General features: G+C 63.6%; 18 protein-coding genes and 1 pseudogene. 9 read left to right on the top strand and 10 right to left on the bottom strand.

Translation table 11 applies throughout. The features are described from left to right. The 3 genes and pseudogenes from Y707_RS25175 to Y707_RS0111025 form a co-directional block, all read left to right on the top strand. Nucleotides 1-431, top strand: a pseudogene (locus Y707_RS25175) (3-oxoacyl-[acyl-carrier-protein] synthase III C-terminal domain-containing protein); the annotation flags it as partial. Continuing rightward, entirely contained in the window at nucleotides 425-3115 is a 2691-nt protein-coding gene (locus tag Y707_RS0111030; RefSeq protein WP_026535138.1) for an alpha/beta fold hydrolase, read from the top strand. The pseudogene Y707_RS25175 and the gene Y707_RS0111030, both read left to right, overlap by 7 nt. Nucleotides 3116-3170: 55 nt before the next feature. Beyond that, nucleotides 3171-4181, top strand: a complete 1011-nt coding sequence (locus tag Y707_RS0111025) for an NAD-dependent epimerase/dehydratase family protein (RefSeq protein WP_026535137.1) — start codon at nucleotides 3171-3173, stop codon at nucleotides 4179-4181. Between the two features lie 87 nt (nucleotides 4182-4268). Here Y707_RS0111025 and Y707_RS0111020 read toward each other — a convergent pair whose 3' ends face one another. The 8 genes from Y707_RS0111020 to Y707_RS25165 form a co-directional block, all read right to left on the bottom strand. Next, nucleotides 4269-4613, bottom strand: coding sequence for a hypothetical protein (locus tag Y707_RS0111020; RefSeq protein WP_155852894.1), 345 nt, complete (start codon nucleotides 4611-4613; stop codon nucleotides 4269-4271). A gap of 91 nt (nucleotides 4614-4704) precedes the next feature. Beyond that, nucleotides 4705-4899 (bottom strand): hypothetical protein, encoded by a 195-nt coding sequence (locus Y707_RS0111015; RefSeq protein ID WP_026535135.1) that lies wholly within the window; start codon nucleotides 4897-4899, stop codon nucleotides 4705-4707. A gap of 136 nt (nucleotides 4900-5035) precedes the next feature. Further along, a complete protein-coding gene (gene mutM, locus Y707_RS0111010) occupies nucleotides 5036-6124 on the bottom strand; it encodes a bifunctional DNA-formamidopyrimidine glycosylase/DNA-(apurinic or apyrimidinic site) lyase (RefSeq protein ID WP_026535134.1) in 1089 nt (362 codons plus the stop codon). Further along, nucleotides 6117-6908, bottom strand: coding sequence for a ribonuclease III (gene rnc / locus Y707_RS25170; RefSeq protein ID WP_081744798.1), 792 nt, complete (start codon nucleotides 6906-6908; stop codon nucleotides 6117-6119). Before rnc ends, mutM begins: the two co-directional genes overlap by 8 nt. 64 nt (nucleotides 6909-6972) lie before the next feature. Further along, nucleotides 6973-7176, bottom strand: coding sequence for a 50S ribosomal protein L32 (gene rpmF / locus Y707_RS0111000; protein ID WP_026535133.1), 204 nt, complete (start codon nucleotides 7174-7176; stop codon nucleotides 6973-6975). Between the two features lie 2 nt (nucleotides 7177-7178). After that, complete coding sequence (locus Y707_RS0110995) at nucleotides 7179-7739, bottom strand: YceD family protein (protein WP_035781292.1); 561 nt, start codon at nucleotides 7737-7739, stop codon at nucleotides 7179-7181. A 119-nt stretch (nucleotides 7740-7858) separates the two neighbouring features. Continuing rightward, nucleotides 7859-8338, bottom strand: coding sequence for a pantetheine-phosphate adenylyltransferase (gene coaD, locus Y707_RS0110990; protein WP_026535131.1), 480 nt, complete (start codon nucleotides 8336-8338; stop codon nucleotides 7859-7861). Nucleotides 8339-8413: 75 nt separating this feature from the next. Further along, on the bottom strand, nucleotides 8414-9295 hold the full coding sequence (locus Y707_RS25165; protein WP_081744797.1) for a mechanosensitive ion channel family protein: 882 nt from the start codon (nucleotides 9293-9295) through the stop codon (nucleotides 8414-8416). 271 nt (nucleotides 9296-9566) lie between these two features. Here Y707_RS25165 and Y707_RS0110980 point away from each other — a divergent pair, with 271 nt between their 5' ends. The 4 genes from Y707_RS0110980 (at nucleotide 9567) to Y707_RS0110970 (ending at nucleotide 14352) form a co-directional block, all read left to right on the top strand. Continuing rightward, nucleotides 9567-10820: an aminotransferase class I/II-fold pyridoxal phosphate-dependent enzyme gene (locus Y707_RS0110980; RefSeq protein WP_253905138.1), complete on the top strand. Its 1254-nt coding sequence runs from the start codon at nucleotides 9567-9569 to the stop codon at nucleotides 10818-10820. Beyond that, nucleotides 10817-10954, top strand: a complete 138-nt coding sequence (locus Y707_RS30655; protein WP_155852900.1) for an ABC transporter ATP-binding protein — start codon at nucleotides 10817-10819, stop codon at nucleotides 10952-10954. Before Y707_RS0110980 ends, Y707_RS30655 begins: the two co-directional genes overlap by 4 nt. 84 nt (nucleotides 10955-11038) lie before the next feature. Continuing rightward, nucleotides 11039-12325 carry an ATP-grasp domain-containing protein gene (locus Y707_RS0110975; protein WP_026535129.1) on the top strand — a complete coding sequence of 429 codons (1287 nt, stop codon included), beginning with the start codon at nucleotides 11039-11041 and terminating at the stop codon, nucleotides 12323-12325. Continuing rightward, complete coding sequence (locus tag Y707_RS0110970; RefSeq protein ID WP_026535128.1) at nucleotides 12325-14352, top strand: CocE/NonD family hydrolase; 2028 nt, start codon at nucleotides 12325-12327, stop codon at nucleotides 14350-14352. Before Y707_RS0110975 ends, Y707_RS0110970 begins: the two co-directional genes overlap by 1 nt. 49 nt (nucleotides 14353-14401) lie before the next feature. On the opposite strand, the gene Y707_RS0110965 is transcribed toward Y707_RS0110970, so the two are convergent. Next, complete coding sequence (locus Y707_RS0110965; RefSeq protein WP_081744796.1) at nucleotides 14402-14722, bottom strand: CocE/NonD family hydrolase C-terminal non-catalytic domain-containing protein; 321 nt, start codon at nucleotides 14720-14722, stop codon at nucleotides 14402-14404. 20 nt (nucleotides 14723-14742) lie between these two features. Here Y707_RS0110965 and Y707_RS0110960 point away from each other — a divergent pair, with 20 nt between their 5' ends. Then, a complete protein-coding gene (locus tag Y707_RS0110960; protein ID WP_026535126.1) occupies nucleotides 14743-15375 on the top strand; it encodes a LysE family translocator in 633 nt (210 codons plus the stop codon). A gap of 33 nt (nucleotides 15376-15408) precedes the next feature. Next, the gene (locus Y707_RS0110955) at nucleotides 15409-16173 is read left to right on the top strand and encodes a spermidine synthase (protein ID WP_026535125.1); all 765 of its coding nucleotides are present in this window, start codon (nucleotides 15409-15411) and stop codon (nucleotides 16171-16173) included. Between the two features lie 193 nt (nucleotides 16174-16366). Here the strand turns inward: Y707_RS0110955 and Y707_RS25160 are convergent. Further along, the coding region (locus Y707_RS25160; RefSeq protein ID WP_026535124.1) for an HNH endonuclease signature motif containing protein at nucleotides 16367-16890 on the bottom strand (524 nt) is incomplete at its 5' end.

Here is a 16890-nt window from a genome sequence, read left to right as displayed (position 1 = left end):
GGCCAGCCGATGCGCATACCGGTTCCCACCGGGTCATCGGCGGGGTCTCGCGTGCCGGGACCGAGCATCATGAACTGTGTGTCGGCGGCGTCGACGGGATGTATACCGATGCGAAAGGTCTGATGGAGGGCGGACTGAACCTGGTCGAATCCGCTTGGCACGAAGCGCAAGCGGACAACTGGGACTGGTCCAATATGGACCGCTACGTGACTCATCAGGTATCAACCGCCCACACCAAAGCCATCGTGGACGCCATCAACCTGGATCCCAAAAAGGTTCCGATGACCTTCCCGCTGTGGGGCAATGTCGGTCCCGCCTCGCTGCCGATGACCCTCGCCGCCGAGTCGCAGAACCTCAATACCGGAGACAGGGTGCTGTGCATGGGGGTCGGCTCCGGTCTCAACACCACCATGATGGAACTCGTTTGGTAAGTGCAGCATGGCCCGGTGTTGAGCTGGGCTGGTCCCGACGCGTCAGTGTGCCCTCAAGGGCCGCCGTCGACCCACCGGGAACCGTCCATAACTGGCATCTGCTAGACAACGGCCAGGAGCTGGAAGAACGCGGACTCACTCCGGAAGGCACGCTGCTGTGCGTACACGGCAACCCCACCTGGTCCTATCTGTGGCGCAGCCTCGTCCAGGCAGCCACCGAGACGGCCCGGCCGTGGCGCGTCGTCGCCGTCGACCAGTTGGACATGGGCTACTCCGACCGCACGGACCGGTTCCGCCGCCTCGAGGACCGCATTACCGATCTGGGCGACCTGACCGACGCATTGCAGCTGGCCGGCCCGGTCATCACGGTGGGGCACGACTGGGGCGGCGTCATCTCCCTCGGCTGGGCGACCCGGCACCGGAACCAGCTTGCCGGCGTCGTTCTGACCAATACCGCCATCCACCAGCCGGCCCACACCCCCATCCCGGCGCCGCTGAAGCTCGCGCTCAATCCCGCCGTGCACGCCTGGGGTACCAAATCCAGCAGCGCCTTCCTGCGCGTAACGCATTCGCTCGCCCATCCGCCGCTGCCCAAGGATGTGGAAGCGGCGTACATGGCGCCATATAAACGTGCCCGAAGACGGGAGGGTATCGGCAATTTCGTTGCCGATATCCCGGCTGGCCCCGCCCATCCGAGCTACCCCACCTTGGAGGCTGTCGCAGAGGGTGTCCGCACCCTCGACGTGCCGGCGCTGCTGTTGTGGGGCCCGAAGGATCCGGTCTTTTCCGACCGCTACCTGCGCGACCTGATGGACCGCCTGCCGCGGGCGGACGTGCACCGGTTCGAAGGCGCCGGCCACCTCGTCGTTGAGGACCGCGATGTTGCCGGCACCGTACTGCGTTGGCTGGGCCAAAGAAACAGGAACGACGACGGCGACACTGCAGCTCCCGTCGGTGCCCCCACTCCGGCCACAGAGCCATTGACAGACTTCACGCCACTCTGGGCGGAACTGGACCGTCGTTCCGCGGAAACCAGCACCGCCGTCGTCGACATGGTCCATGGTGATACACGAAAGCTCAGCTGGACAGAGCTGGCCGGGCGGGTCCGCAACCTGGCTGCTGGCCTCGCTGCCGCGGGGGTGAAGCCCGGCGACCGCGTGAACCTGCTGGTACCGCCCGGCTCGGATCTGACCGCGCTGATCTACGCCTGCTTGCGCCTCGGTGCCGTCATTGTCGTTGCCGATGCAGGCCTGGGTGCCAAGGGCCTGAGCCGTGCCATCAAAGGCGCCGGCCCCGAATTCATTGTCGGCATTGAACGCGGCCTGACCGCCGCCCGCCTGTTCGGCTGGCCCGGCGACCGCATCAGCGTTGCGGACCTCCCTCCGGCCAGGCGGCGGCTGCTTGGCGTCAGCCACACCCTTTCGGAAATCACCGCCCGCGGCGCAGCCTCCCTCCGTGCGGGGGCCGCCGAACCGCGGGTACCCGCTGCCGACGATGAGGCTGCGATCCTGTTCACGTCCGGTTCCACCGGTCCGGCCAAGGGCGTCGTCTACACCCACCGCCAGCTTTCGGCTATGCGCGACGCCGTCGCCGGCACCTACGGGCTGACGGCTGGGGCCGCTCTGGTCGCCGGCTTCGCTCCGTTCGCGCTGCTCGGTCCCGCCCTCGGCGCCACCGCAGTCACGCCGGACATGGACGTCACCGCTCCGAAAACGCTGACCGCAAAGGCTCTGGCCGAGGCGGCTGCAGCTGTGGAAGCAACAGCGGTCTTCGCTTCCCCCTCGGCGCTGCGCAACGTGCTGGACACCGCCGTCGAGCTTGAAGCTGGAAACAGGAATGCGTTGGCAAATGTGAATCTGCTGCTCTCGGCCGGTGCTCCGATCGGCGAAGCGCTGCTGGATGAGCTGACCGGTTTGCTTCCGCACGCTTCGTTGCACACTCCGTATGGCATGACGGAGGCACTCCCGATCACCGATATCGACTTGGAAGGCATCCGCGGTGCCCGGCTCGATGCCGGGATCGCCCCTGCTGCGAATGGATCCGTTGCCGGCGCTGGCAACGGCGTCTGTGTCGGTACGGCTGTCGAGGGCGCGAAGATTTGCGTCAGCCCGCTGGACGGTACGGGCGCCGCGACCGGCGACCTGACCACGGAGGCGGGCATCACCGGGGAAATTCTTGTCCGCGCTCCACACGTGAAGAGTCATTACGACCGGCTTTGGGCAACCGAACAGATCAGTTCACAGAATCCCGGCTGGCACCGCACCGGCGACGTCGGGCACCTGGATTCCAACGGCCGGCTGTGGGTGGAGGGCCGGCTCGGCCACATCATCACGACCCCGCAGGGAGTGGTGACTCCTGTCGCGTTGGAGCAAAGCATCGAAATTGCCGACGGCGTGGGCCGCGCGGCAGTCGTCGGTGTCGGTCCCGCCGGGGCGCAGGTCCTGGTGGCTGTCGTGGAGACCGTTCCGAAGGCATCAGAACCGGCAGTGGCCAATGCCGCCCTCGCAGCTGCCGTACGCCACGCAGTCGCACTGGAAGGTGCGGCGGCCTCCCCCGGCCTTGCCGCCGTCGTCGTAGTTCCCGAATTGCCTACCGATATCCGGCACAATGCCAAGATCGACCGCGCCCGGCTGGCCGAATGGGCCTCAAAGGTACTCGCCGGCGGACGGATGACCTCGCCATGAGCCTTGATCTTCCCGTTTCCGGAACGTTCCTGCGGTCGGCACGGACGGTGGCACGGTGAGGATCCTCGTCACCGGCGCCTCAGGCCTGCTCGGCCGGACCGTCGCCGCCGCACTGATTGCCCGCAGTGCCCGGCTGCAGCGCCGGGACCGGATCTATACGTTCCAGCGTGGTCCCTCCGGGGTGCACGGTGCGGAGGACCGGCTGGGCTCACTCACGGACCGGGACGCGGTTGAACGTGCCGTGGCCGGCGTGGATGCCGTCATTCATCTGGCCGCCAAGGTGTCCTTTGCCGGCGCGCCGGAAAAGTTCGACGCCGTCAACATCGAAGGCACCCGGCTGCTGCTGGACGCGGCGGAAAAGGCCGGGGTGGCCGACGTCGTCTTCATTTCCTCCCCGTCTGTCGCCCATTACGGCGGCGCGATTATGGGCGACGGCGCCGCGCCGGCCAGGCCTCAGCTGGCGCGGGGCGATTACGCACGCAGCAAGGGTGAGGCCGAGCTGCTCGCCCTCGCCGCCGACCGGCCCGGATTCCGCGTCACCGCCATCCGGCCGCACGTCGTATGGGGTCCGGGCGATACGCAACTCGTTGAGCGGGTGATCGCCCGCGCCAAAGCCGGACGGCTGCCACTGCTGGACGCCGGAGCAGCGCTGATCGACACAACTTACATAGATAATGCAGCCGATGCGATTATTGCCGGTCTCGAGCGGATGGATCACGCCCACGGCAAGGCTCTCGTCGTCACCAATGGCGAGCCCCGTCCCGTCGGCGAACTGCTGGCCGGCATTTGCGCCGCCGGAGGTGCGCCGCTGCCCCAGCGACGCGTTCCCGGTTGGCTGGCCCGCGGGGCCGGTGCCGCCATCGAACGCTTCTGGGCTGTCCGCCCGGGAACGGATGAGCCTCCAATGACGCGGTTCCTGGCCGAGCAGCTCTCGACAGCGCACTGGTTCGACCAGCGGCAGACCCGTGAGGTGCTCGACTGGGAACCCCGGATCGGCGTAGATGAGGGGCTGTCCCGCCTGGCGGCCTACTACGGCGCGGCGGGAACAGCCCCTCGCATCCGGTAGCAGAGTGCCACCGGGGTATGGCCATGACCGGCCAGAGTCCTTGTTTCGCTGACTAATTCCCCTTTCGGGCTGCAATGATTAGGTCCGCTAACTCACCAGCTGGGACTTGTCGACGTTCAGGTGGACCGTATCGCCCTCGACCCGTTCCACCCGGTCGGCGGCGGCATAGCAGTCGGACTTGAACAGCCCCTTGCTGTCGATCTTGATGTAACCGACCCGGAGCAGGCGTTCGGCGTGCTGTTGCGGAACTTCCGGACCTCCGGAAATGGTTCGCGCCAAATCGTCGACGAGTCCGCCGCCGCCCTCGGGCGCCTGGCCTTCCGCGGTTACTGCTTGAGGGTCGCCGAGCTTGAACTCCTCGACCCTTCCGATCTCCTGGCCGGACTGGTCGAGTACCTTCATTCCTTCACGGACTTGTCCCATTGCCTCCATACTCTGTTCCCATCAGTTGATTTGGTTGTTACGGCGCGCGGACCGGCGAAGGCGCTCTCCGCCAGTCCGCGGGCGAAAATAGGTGGCGTTGCTACAGGCCGAACTTCTTTCCGACATCTCCGAGGTTGCCCGTCAGATCCTGGGGATTGATGCCCAGCTTCTCCAGCGTCCCCTGGTCCTTGTCGGTATCGACCTTGTCGGGCAACTCCTGGGTCGCCTGGTCGGCCTTCTGATCCTCACCACGGCTCTTGAGGAAATCGATGATCTGCTGCTTGTCGATCTGCATTCTGCGTCTCCTTCATCAGACGGTTGGCGACCAGTGCGGTCGGACTTCAGCCCCAAGGCGCGGGCAATTCCGACGCTACTCCACCGATCTGCGTCTGTGAAGAGTCCTAAGCTTGCTGACGGGTCTTGCCAGCCTCTTACCAGCGGCCGTTGCGCGGCCTCGGCTGGCAGACCGGGCAGGTGTAGGAGGAGCGGTTCATGAAGGTATCGCGCCGTATTTTTGTCGTCAGCCCGACTGCGGCGCAGCGTGGGCACGCTTCACGTTCCCGGCCGTAGGCGTTCAGTGAGCGCTCGAAGTAGCCGGAGGCGCCGTTGACATTGACATACAGCGAATCGAAGCTGGTGCCGCCCGCCTCCAGCGCCTGAAGCATTACCTGCCGGCAGGCCTCAATGAGCCTGGCGGTTTCGTTCCGGCGGATGGTGTCGGTGGCGCGGGCGTAGTGCAGCTTGGCGGCCCAGAGTGCCTCGTCGGCGTAAATGTTTCCGATCCCGGATACCAATCCCTGGTCGAGCAGCGCCCGTTTCAGCCCGGTCCGTCGTTTGCGCAAGCGGCTGTGGAATTCGTCGATGGAGAAAGCCGGATCCAGCGGGTCGCGGGCGATGTGTGATGCCTCACGCGGGACCAGCGGCAGCGGTGTTTCCGAGAGTCCGCCTGGCTGGCCGTCCGCCGTCGGAATCAGCTCGGTGAGGAATACTCCACCGAAAATGCGCTGGTCGACAAAGCGCAACTCGTCCGGAAGTGGCCCGACGTCAGCAGCCGGGACTTTGGTAGCGGGGAGGTCGGAAGCTGGAACTTCGGCGGGCCCGACGCCCGCAACTTGCGGGGACAGCCGGAACCGCACCCTGAGATGCTTCTCGTCGGGAGCGTCCGAGTCCTCAATCAACAGCTGCCCGCTCATGCCCAGGTGCGCCATCAACGCGAACTGAGGAACGCCGTCGTCGGAAGCTTCCGTGGCGGGGCTCTTTATGCTGGCAGCTTCCGGCCCGGTAATCTGACCGCCGCCGACATCCTGCCCGCCTTCGGACAGTGGCAGCCAGAGGAACTTGCCCCTGCGGACGGCGTCGGTGACGGTCGTTCCGATGAGATTGCCGCGGAGGTCTTCGGCGCCGAGGAGATGGCGCCGGATGGAGCGCTCATCCAGGACTTCGACGTCTTCAATGGTCCGTCCCACCACCCAGGCGGCAAGGCCGCGTCGGACGACCTCCACTTCGGGGAGTTCAGGCACCGGATTCTTGAGCGTATTCGGCACTGCCGGAGGCAACCTGCCCGGAATCGGGGTCGGCGAAGGGCCCTTGGGCGAAATTGGGGGTCTCGGGCGCCGGAATTCCGGACGCGGACAACTTCTTCCACGCCTGGGCGGCGGCGTCCTTCTCGGCTTCCTTCTTGGACGGGCCGTTGCCGGTTCCGTATTCGGTGGAGCCGATCAGCAGCTTCGCCTGATAGGTGCGGGCGTGGTCGGGGCCGGCTCCTTCGACGATGTATTCAACCGTGCCGAGGTCCTCGCTGGCCGCGGTTTCCTGGACGTTGGTCTTCCAGTCTGTGCCGGCGCCCAGGGCGGCAGCGTCCCCAAGTAACGGGCTGGTCAGGCGCATCACCAGCTGGCGGGCAACTTCGATGCCGCAGCTCAGGTAGGTGGCACCAAAGATGGCCTCCATGGTGTCGGCCAGGATGGAGGACTTGTTTTTACCGTTAGTCAGCTTCTCGCCCTGCCCCAGCAGGACGTAGTCGCCCAGCCTCAGGTCGCGGGCAATGCCGGCGAGGGCGCGGGTGCTGACGACGGCGGCCCGCCGCTTGGCCAGGTCGCCCTCGGGCAGATCCGGGTGATCGCGGAAGAGCGAATCCGTGACGGCATATCCCAGGACCGAATCGCCCAGGAATTCGAGGCGCTCGTTCGTGGGCAAGCCACCGTTCTCATACGCGTAGGAACGGTGTGTGAGGGCAAGACGAAGCGTCCCGGCGTCAATATTGACACCGAGACGCTTCAGCAGGTCTTGTTCGTTAGCAGCCATGACCAAGAGCAGGGTTTACATCCCCGCCGCGTCGAATCGACACAACAGGGCCGGAAACCGCTCCTTAGACGTCGGCTACTTTGCGGCCCTTGTATTCAAGGAACAGCTCAGTACCGGCGGAGTCGGTGACGACCTTGGCCTGGTGCGGCAAGCTGTAGGTCACGCGGCCGTTCTCCACGGTCTTGACCAGGTTGGGGGCAGAAGCCTTCCACTGGGACCGGCGTGATCGCGTATTCGAGCGGGACATCTTCCGCTTGGGAACAGCCACGGCTAACTCTCTTCTCTCTCGTCCAACACATTGTCTTTGTCTGCAGTCACTGCAGTTTGGCCGGCCAACCCCTGAAGGGCCGACCAGCGAGGATCCAGGACCTCGTGGTGGTGACCGGGGTCCTCCGAGAGGTGGATTCCACATTCGGAACACAGACCCTCACAGTCTTCCCGGCATACCGGCTGGAACGGCAGTGCGGTAACCACTGCGTCCCGCAACACCGGCTCAAGATCGATCTTCTCGTTCTCAACCAGGCGTTGCTCTTCTTCGTCCTCAGCCTCAAGATCTTCCTGATCCTCATAGCTGAAGAGCTCCTGCACATCTATCTCAAGGTCATACTCGAAGGGGTCCAGGCACCGGCCGCATTCACCCGTCACGTCGACGGTTACGTTGCCGGAAACCAGAATTCCCTCGTGCACACCCTCAAGCCTCAGCTCAAGATCCATATCGGATCCGGGCCGAACTCCAATGAGCGGGGTACCAAAGTCATTTGGTGCAGGTACATGTTGTTCCAGCGTCCGCATGCTGCCCGGGCTTCGCCCGAGGTCTTTGACACTGTGCATCAAAGGCGACTTCAGCTCGCGCTGATTGGCAGTACTAATGAGAACTCCTGTAGAACATATGACCGACGTACAAGTTTAGCGTGCCGGGGCGGCTTTCCCCAAACCAGCCCACGACGGCGCTACTCGCCGTCGTTCGAAGTGAAACGTTTGAGCACGGCCCTCGGTACATAGTCTGAAATGTCTCCGCCAAGGGACGCAATTTCCTTTAGCAGAGTGGATGACAGATGTGTGTAATGACTGTCCGCGGCCAGGAACACCGTTTCGACGCCCGTCAGCTGCCGGTTCATCGCCGCCATCGGGACCTCGTAGTTGTAGTCCGTCGCCGAACGCAGCCCCTTGACGATAACACCGGCGCCATGGCTGCGGCAGAATTCGGCCAGCAAGCCTTCGCCCATCGGCTCGACCGTAATACCGCGCAGCAGAGTCAATGTTTCGCGTGCCATGTCCATCCGCTCCTCCAGGCCGAAGCGTGGCTTTTTGGACCGGTTCGTCGAAACGGCGACGATGACCTCGTCGAAGAGGCTCGAGGCCCGGGCAATCACCTCGACATGCCCGTTATGGAGCGGGTCGAAGGAGCCGGGGCAAACTGCGCGAATCATGCTTCTGAATCTACCTTCTCGAATCCCGGCTTTCCACGCCGGCTGGGTGCGTTTCGTCACCTGGCCGCGACATCGCTAGCGCCGGGGCGGCCCGCCGGGTCCGGGAGATCCATCCGGCCGTTCCTGAGGTGGCGGCGCATCCCGCTCCGGACCGACGTCGTATCTGCCCGGAGGCGGCGGTGGCACATCCCGCTGCGTCGTGTGCGGATGCGAGCCGCTGCTCTGGCGCATCCCTGAATCCTCTCGAGCCCTGGCGTCTGCTGGCTGCGGTTGAGAACCCGACGAGGATGAGGCCTGTTCCTTGATTTTGGGGGCTTCCTCCTCGGCCTTGTTCAGGTACCCCTCCCAGCGGGATTGCATCGGTCGGATCAACCCGCCGCCGACGCCGACAATCAGGATTCCCGCGATCGTCGCCAGTACTGCGATGAGGATTGGAGTCGTGACGGTCACCGCAATATTCATCTGGTTGAGCGCCGCGATGATGCCAATACCGATAATGAACGCGCTGGCTATGTTGGCAAGGAGTTTGCCGTAGGAGAGCCCGCCGAGAGTATTCATGATTATTTCCCGGACCGCCGCGGCGATGGCGGACGCGACAATAATGATGAGAATCGCCACCAGTGCCAGCGGGATCCACGCAATAAGTTCGGTCAACAGATCGCTGATCGGATTCTGTCCCCATACGCCAAAGGCGAGTTGTAGAACGAACAGCATCAGCGCGTAGAAAACGATCTTGCTGACAATCGTCGAGGCATCCACCGAGCTCTTGTCGAGCGCTTTCTTGATTCCACCTCGCTCGACAGCACGGTCGAATCCGACTTTCTCCAGAATCTTGTCGAGCGCTTTTGCAATTGCTTTGGCTATTAACCAGCCAATGAGGAGTATTACCAGAAACAGGACGAGCTTGGGAACAAATGCGAGCACGTCCGTCCATAAATTCGAGAGTGCCTGTGTCATGACTTCTCCTGTTGTCGCCTGATCTGTCACCCGTAGCGTTGCGTAGACCGCCTTGCCAGACGGATTATGGGAACTGCCTATTTAGATCGCCGATACGTTTATCTCTCGTAAATTCAGTATTACCACTCGGGAATTCACCTGTCCACAACTTTCCTCAGCAGGCTTAGTACTACTTTCTTATTCGACTGAGGATTTCTCCACACCACCGGCCCGACCATGACAGATATGCTCGAAGGCAGGCAGCGAAGAGTCCAGAGTGATAGAGGTTGATGTGAGCCCGATTTCCGAACACCAGTCAGCGGCCACTTCCGGCGCCCTGGCCCCGTGGCAGCGCACGGCACAGGGCGCCAACCTGCTGGGCGCGGACGGTCACCTTGGATTGACGATCTTCGAGGAAATCACGGCACTGGCGGTGAAGAACGAGGCGATCAATCTCGGGCAGGGATTTCCGGATGAGGACGGGCCTGCGGAGATCGCACAGGCCGCGCGCGATGCCATTTCCAACGGCCACAACCAGTACGCCCCGGGCAAGGGTGTGCCCGCCCTGCGCGAAGCCATCGCCGCGCATCAGGAGCGGTTTTACGGCCTCACCCCAAACCCCGATACGAATATCATTGTCTCGACCGGCGCAACCGAAGGCATCGCGGCCACCCTGCTGGCGCTGACCGGGCCGGGAGACGAAGTGTTGACCTTCGAACCGTTCTACGATTCCTATGGCGCCGTCATCGGACTGTCCGGGGCAACGCACACCACCGTGCCGCTGCTCGCGCCGGAATTCGAACCGGATCCGGCGGCCCTCGAAGCGGCGTTCAGTGACCGGACCCGTGTAGTGCTGGTCAACAATCCGCACAATCCCACCGGCACAGTGTTCAGCCGGGAAACCCTTGCGAAGGTCATTGAGCTGGCAGAAAAGTACGACGCCGTCATCGTCACCGATGAGGTCTACGAGCACCTGACGTTCGGCGTTGCCCACACCCCGGTGGCCACGCTGCCCGGCGGCGCAGAGCGGACCATCACGATTTCATCAGCGGGCAAAACCTTTTCCTTCACCGGCTGGAAGGTCGGCTGGCTCTCGGGTCCGGAAGAGCTGATCGCCCAGGTGCGGACCGTGAAGACCTTTATGAGCTACAGCTCCGGCACGCCGTTCCAAATGGCTATCGCCGAGGGGCTAGGCATGCCGGACGATTTCTACGCGTGTATCGCCGCCAAACTCGCCAGGAAGAAGGACGTCCTCAGCGACGGACTGAGGGAAGCCGGTTTTGAGGTCTACAACCCGCGTGGCACCTATTTCGTCATTGCTGACACCGCTCCCCTGCTCCGAAGCGGACGTTTCACTGACGGCCTGGATCTTGCCCGTCAGCTGCCCGGGCTCATTGGCGTTGCGGCGATCCCCGTTCCCGCGTTCTGCCATCCCGAAGGCGCCGAACGGAACAACTCGTTGCTCCGCTTCGCCTTCTGCAAATCGGATGACAAGCTCACCGAAGGTGCCCGTCGACTGGCGCAACTGCACGACGTCGTCAAATAGCCGAAACCGGAGACCGGGAACAGATTTTTGACCATCCGCAGGACCGCTATACGCAAGCGCTCCTGTCCGCCGTCCCCATCAGCGATCCGTCACTGCGCGGCACCCGCAGGCGTATCGTGATGGATGAGGGCTAGTGTCCATTCCCGCCATGATGACGGCCACCAGCCGACGTCCGTAACGGTCGGGTTGTGGAGTATGGCACCTCAAGGAAGGTCCAAGTGAAGAAGAATATCTTCGTGGTCGGGCTCGACGAGCACAACCACGCGGCACTGCGTGCATTGCCCGATGCCGACCAGTATGACTTCCACCAGTTGCTCATACCCGAGGAACTGCAGAAAGGAACGATCTCAGTTCCCGATCTGCTGGACAAGGCCCAGCGCCAGCTTGATACCTTCAACGGCTCCATCGATGCCATCGTGGGCTACTGGGACTTTCCGGTGAGCATGATGGTGCCGATCCTGTGCGATAGGTTCGGTCTGCGCTCGGCGGATCTCGAAGCCGTCGTCAAGTGTGAGCACAAATACTGGAGCCGGCTGGAACAGGAAAAGGTGATCGATGAGCACCCCGCCTTCGCTCTCCTCGACCTGGATGACGAGCACACCACACTGCCCGACCATGTCGCCTACCCTGCGTGGATCAAGCCGATCAAGTCGCATTCATCCGAAGGCGCCCACTACGTCGAGAATGATGAGCAGCTCCAAGCTGCCCTTGAGCTGGAACGCCAGGAGGTCGGCAGGCTCGGCGGCCCGTTCGGCGACATCCTCGCGATGCTTGATTTGCCGGCAGAAATCGCCGGAATCGGCGGCAGCGCCTGTCTCGTTGAGGAGGCGGCCACCGGCAACCAGGTCACCGTTGAGGGTTTCAGCCGTGCCGGGCGGATTGAAGTCTACGGTGTGATTGACTCGATCTCCTACAGGGAAGCTCCCAGCTTCCTTCGCTACCAGTACCCTTCCCGGGTCCCGGCGCGCATTAAGGACTATATGGCCGAGGTCTCGCGCAAGGTGATCCTCGCCGTCGGGCTCACCAACAGCACCTTCAATATCGAATACTTCTGGAACCCGGAGACCGGGCGGCTCAGGCTGCTGGAAGTTAATGCCCGGCACTCCCAGTCGCACGCCACCCTGTTTGAAATGGTCGACGGCGTGTCCAACCACAAGTGCATGATTGATGTGGCCCTCGACCGCGACCCCGTTCTCACCCGTGATGAGGGGATGTACGGGCACGCGGCAAAGTGGTTTCTGCGGCGCTTCTCCGACGGCGTGGTGCACCGGGTGCCGGCTCCAGAGGAAATTGTGGAGCTCGAGCAAAAGATTCCCGGCACCTTGGTCGAGGTCACTGTCGATGAAGGGGCGCGGCTCTCGGAGGGATTCGGCGAGGACAGCTACAGCTACGTCCTGGCACAAATTTTCACTGGCGGGCGCGACGAAGCAGAACTCATCGAGAAGTACGACCAATGTGTAGAGGCCCTCAAATTCGAGATCGAGGACCGCCAGGAAGGAGTCTGATGCGTACTGTCACCTCTCTGCCGCACGATGTCGAAGAGACCGAACACTTGTGGATTCCTATGTCCGATGGGACCCGGCTTGCCGCACGGCTGTGGCGGCCAGTCTCCGCTGAAGATGAACCGGTGCCGGGTGTGCTGGAGATGATTCCGTACCGCAAGCGGGATCTCACCGCACAGCGGGATTCCATTCACCACCCATATATGGCCGGATACGGTTATGCCTGCCTGCGCGTTGACCTCCGCGGCAGCGGCGACTCCGAGGGAGTGCTCACCGACGAATATCTCGAGCAGGAACTGCGCGATGCCGAGGAGGTGCTCGAGTGGATGGGTGAGCAGCCGTGGTGCAATGGACGCTCCGGAATGATGGGGATCTCCTGGGGAGGGTTCAATGCCCTGCAGGTCGCGGCCCGCAGACCACGGGGTCTGGGCGCGATCATCACCGTCTGCTCCTCCGACGACCGCTATGCCGACGACGTGCACTATATGGGTGGCTGCCTGCTCAGCGACAACTTGTCCTGGGCATCGACGATGTTCGCCTACAACTCATGCCCGCCGGATCCTGCGATTGTTGGTGAGCGGTGGCGGGAGCTCTGGATGGACCGCCTCGAGCACAGCGGGCTCTGGCTCGAAGAGTGGCTGCGGCACCAGCGCCGCGACGAGTACTGGCAGCACGGTTCGATCAATGAGGACTTCTCGGACATCGAATGCCCGGTGTTCGCGGTGAGCGGGTGGGCCGACGGATACTCCAACGCGGTGTTCAGGATGCTGGCAGGGCTGGACGTACCAACCCGGGGCCTGATCGGACCATGGAGCCACAAGTACCCGCACATGGGCCAGCCCGGACCCCCCATCGGGTTCCTGCAGGAGTGCGTTGCCTGGTGGGATCACTGGCTCAAGGACAAGAGTGACAACGGCGCGGTGGACGGGCCGGACCTGAGCATTTGGATGCAGGACGCGGTGGAGCCCTCAACCACCTACAAGAACCGGCCGGGCCGGTGGGTCGGCGAGCCGAGCTGGCCCAGCCCGCGTGTCGTCGACACCCGGTATCCGCTGGGACGTCACCGGATCGGTGAGCCGGACTCGGAGATGCACAGCCCCGAGCTGACCGTGCAGTCGCCATTGTCGGTCGGACAGTTCGCGGGAAAATGGTGCTCCTACAACGCGCCCCCGGATATGCCCTTCGACCAGCGCGAGGAGGACGGCGGCTCGATGGTCTTCGACAGCGACCGGCTGCCCGAGCGCCTGGAGTTACTCGGGGCGCCGATGGTGGAGCTCACACTCTCCGCCGACCGGCCGATAGCCATGGTGGCCGTGCGGCTCTCCGACGTAGCCCCCGACGACGAGGCGACCCGGGTCAGCTATGGCCTCTACAACTTGACCCACTACAACGGCTCAGACGACCCTCGGCCGCTGAAGCCGGGCGAACCACAGACCGTCAAGGTCCAGCTCAACGGCATGGCGCAGTCCTTCCCTGCAGGCCACCGCCTGCGGCTGGCGCTGTCGACGTCGTACTGGCCGGTGGTCTGGCCATCACCGGAACCGGTACGGCTCACGGTGCACCCCGGGAACAGCTTCCTCGTGTTGCCTGTGCGTCCCGCAACTGCCGACGACGACGGCCCCGTTCCCTCGTTTGGCGAACCGGAAGGAGCCCCGCCCATCCCGGTGACCCAGGTCCAGCCCGGCGAGCACGACTGGAACGTCTCGCGCAATCTGGTCGACCTCACAGGGCAGCTGCAGGTGGTCAAGGACCTGGGTGTAGTCCGGTTCGACGACATTGATCTCGCCGTCACCCGCCGGGCCTACGAGAAGTACAGTTTCGCCAGCAGGGACGCCAACTCGGTTCGCGGCGAGACCGACTGGACCATGGGATTCGAGCGCGGGGACTGGCGAGTGCACATCGAGACGAAGACCGTGCTGACCTCGACCCCGACGGACTTCCACGTGGATGCGGAACTGGATGCCTACGAAGGTGGACGACGGGTAGTTTCCAAGAACTGGAGCACCACCATCCCGCGTGACTTTATCTGACCCAGGCGGGCGACATCTGACCCGGGCGCGCGGCGTTTCTGCAACGGGATCAGATCAAACCAGATCGCGCGGAACCTGCGTCTGCCTCCAGCTCTTCCGCCGCCTCGGCTGGCCCGAACTCCCGCAACGCGGCCTCCTCCTCCGGCCGGGGTCGGCGGACAGGCAGTTTCAGCGTGCTGGGACCGGTGAACACGGTGACCATCGCAGGCTCCGGTGCCGGCCAGGCCAGTGGCCAGAACGACGTCGATACCGAGAGCCGCAGCCTGTGTCCGGCAGGGAAACCCTGGGCGACGCCGTTGAGCGGAATTTCCACCTTGTAACGCTTGCCGGGCTCCAACGGCTCGGGATTGGATAGGACCGTGGCACCGATGTCGGTCTAGGCTGTGTGGCATGCCGGATCTGCTCTCCTTTATTGCCGTGTGCCTGGTGATTATTGTCGTTCCCGGTCCCGACTTCGCCCTGACATTGCGCAACACCGCCCAAGGCGGACGATCTGCGGCGGTAGCCACAGCAGCCGGCGTCATGACCGGAAACCTGATCCTCGCGTCCCTGGCGGTCGCCGGGCTGACCGCCATCCTGCGCACTTCGGAAACGGCTTACATGGTGCTCACGCTGGCCGGCGGAGCGTACCTGCTCTATCTCGGTATCACCTCGCTGATCGGCTGGTGGCAGTTGCGCACCGGCACCGTCCGGGCGAGGCAGGAACCTGCGGGCCCACGCAGAGGAGCGCACTACCGGCAGGGAATGATCTGCAATCTTTCCAACCCCAAAGTAGCCGTCTTCTACCTCGCACTTCTGCCCCAGTTTCAGCTCGGGGAACTGACCGGCTTGTGGAACAACATCGCCCTGGCCGCCGTCTTCCTCGGCCTGTCCGTCATCTGGTACGTCGCCCTGTGCTCCGCCATCGGAGTCTGGGAGCGATTGTTTCAACGACCACGCGTCCGCCAGTTCGTCGCCGCAGCCAGCGGACTGGTTCTCGTCGCATTGGGAACGGCTGCGCTCGCCGGCAGTGCGGCTGGCTGATACAACAAGGTCCGCCGGCAGTAAGCTTGGCGGATGGACCCCAGCCGCTTGCTCCGCGCCTCGGGCATGCACGCGACCATCGACGAGGATGCGTTCACCTCCGGTGCATACATCCTCAGCATCGGCGGCGCCCAGCAGTCGCACGTGAACCTGGCCCATCCGGAATCGGTGTTTTACGAGTACCTCCGCCGGATTGCCAATGTGGTGGATCTTGTGGCCCCGGAAGCTGAGCCAGTTCGTGCCCTGCATCTGGGTGCCGGTGCCCTGACGCTCGCCCGCTACATCGCCGTGACGCGGCCGGGCTCCATCCAGCACGCGGTCGAGCACGAACGCGAGTTGCTGGACTTTGTCCTCCGTCACCTTCCATTGCCCGCCGGAACTGACCTGACAAACCACATTGGCGATGCCCGCGAAACGCTCGCCAAATTCGACGGCGGCGCTTTCGACGTCGTCGTGCTTGATGTATTTGCCGGTCCGGATTCCGCGCCTCACCTCACGGAGCCGGCGTTTTACAGAGAAGCAGCCGCCCTGTTGTCGGAGCGGGGCGTACTGCTGGTGAATGTGGGTGATGAACCGCCATTGGCATTCACGCGCAACCAGATCCGGGCCCTTGATCAAGTGATGAACGACGTCGGCGCACTGGCTGAAGAGGCTATGTTCAGCGGCCGCTACCCCGGCAATGTCGTGCTTGTCGGACTGAACCGACCTTGGCCGGCGGACTGGACAGAGCGTTTGCTGGACGCCGGACCACACCCTGCCGGAGTCAGGACCGGCCCGGACTTGGATCCGCTCCGCTAGAGAATTCTCCATCATCGCTCGCTTGTCTAGAGACGTTGCTGTCATCGTCCACCCATCCAAAGACGTTGCTGCAATCGTCTACCCGTCCGGTGACGCCGCCCGCCGCCATAAGCTGCAGACGGGAACAGCTGTAGACGGCACCAATCGGCTGATGAAGCTTCTACTGCCGCAAGTCAGGGGTGTGTGGATGGCTCTATCCGGTGGCGGGTAGTGGGAGGCGTGGTTGGTGGTGGCCGTGCGTGTGGTGTCGCCGGTCGAAATAGTGGTTCCGCAGTGGTTTTTGGTACGGGTCGACGTACTGGGGCGGGATGAACCAGGGGGCCCCGTTTTCGACGTGGATCCGCCATTTTTCCTTATGAACCAAGTGATGATGAAACGAACAGAGCATGGCACCGTTATCTGTGCTGGTGGCACCGTTCTTCGACCAATAGTCGATGTGGTGGGCTTCGCACCAGGCGGCGGGCATGTAGCAGCCGGGAAACGCGCACCCGCCATCGCGGGCGATGAGTGCTTTACGCAGGTGCGGCGGGAAGAGGCGTTGGCCGGGTCCGGCGTCCAGGATCCGGCCCTCGGTGCTGAGGATGACGGGCATGATCTCCGCATCACAGGCAAGTTTGCGGATGTTCTGCGCGGTGACGGGGCCGGTGAACGTGTAGGAGCCGGTGCCGGCGTCTGTGGTGTGGTCGAGGTCGTTGATCAGGTCCTGGTAGTCGATCA

It is taken from the genome of Arthrobacter sp. H14, from assembly GCF_000520495.1.
Lineage (GTDB): Bacteria > Actinomycetota > Actinomycetes > Actinomycetales > Micrococcaceae > Arthrobacter_C.
The sequence above is the reverse complement of the archived record's forward strand: the minus strand, read 5'-3'. Positions and strand labels throughout refer to the sequence as shown.

Coding starts and splice junctions, on each gene's coding strand:
- Y707_RS25165 (WP_081744797.1), bottom strand. CDS start 9,295: ATGACACAGGCACTCTCGAATTTATGGACGGACGTGCTCGCATTTGTT.
- Y707_RS0110955 (WP_026535125.1), top strand. CDS start 15,409: ATGGACCCCAGCCGCTTGCTCCGCGCCTCGGGCATGCACGCGACCATC.
- Y707_RS0110995 (WP_035781292.1), bottom strand. CDS start 7,739: ATGCACAGTGTCAAAGACCTCGGGCGAAGCCCGGGCAGCATGCGGACG.
- Y707_RS0110960 (WP_026535126.1), top strand. CDS start 14,743: ATGCCGGATCTGCTCTCCTTTATTGCCGTGTGCCTGGTGATTATTGTC.
- Y707_RS0110970 (WP_026535128.1), top strand. CDS start 12,325: ATGCGTACTGTCACCTCTCTGCCGCACGATGTCGAAGAGACCGAACAC.
- Y707_RS0111015 (WP_026535135.1), bottom strand. CDS start 4,899: ATGCAGATCGACAAGCAGCAGATCATCGATTTCCTCAAGAGCCGTGGT.
- coaD (WP_026535131.1), bottom strand. CDS start 8,338: ATGATTCGCGCAGTTTGCCCCGGCTCCTTCGACCCGCTCCATAACGGG.
- rnc (WP_081744798.1), bottom strand. CDS start 6,908: ATGGCTGCTAACGAACAAGACCTGCTGAAGCGTCTCGGTGTCAATATT.
- Y707_RS0111020 (WP_155852894.1), bottom strand. CDS start 4,613: ATGGAGGCAATGGGACAAGTCCGTGAAGGAATGAAGGTACTCGACCAG.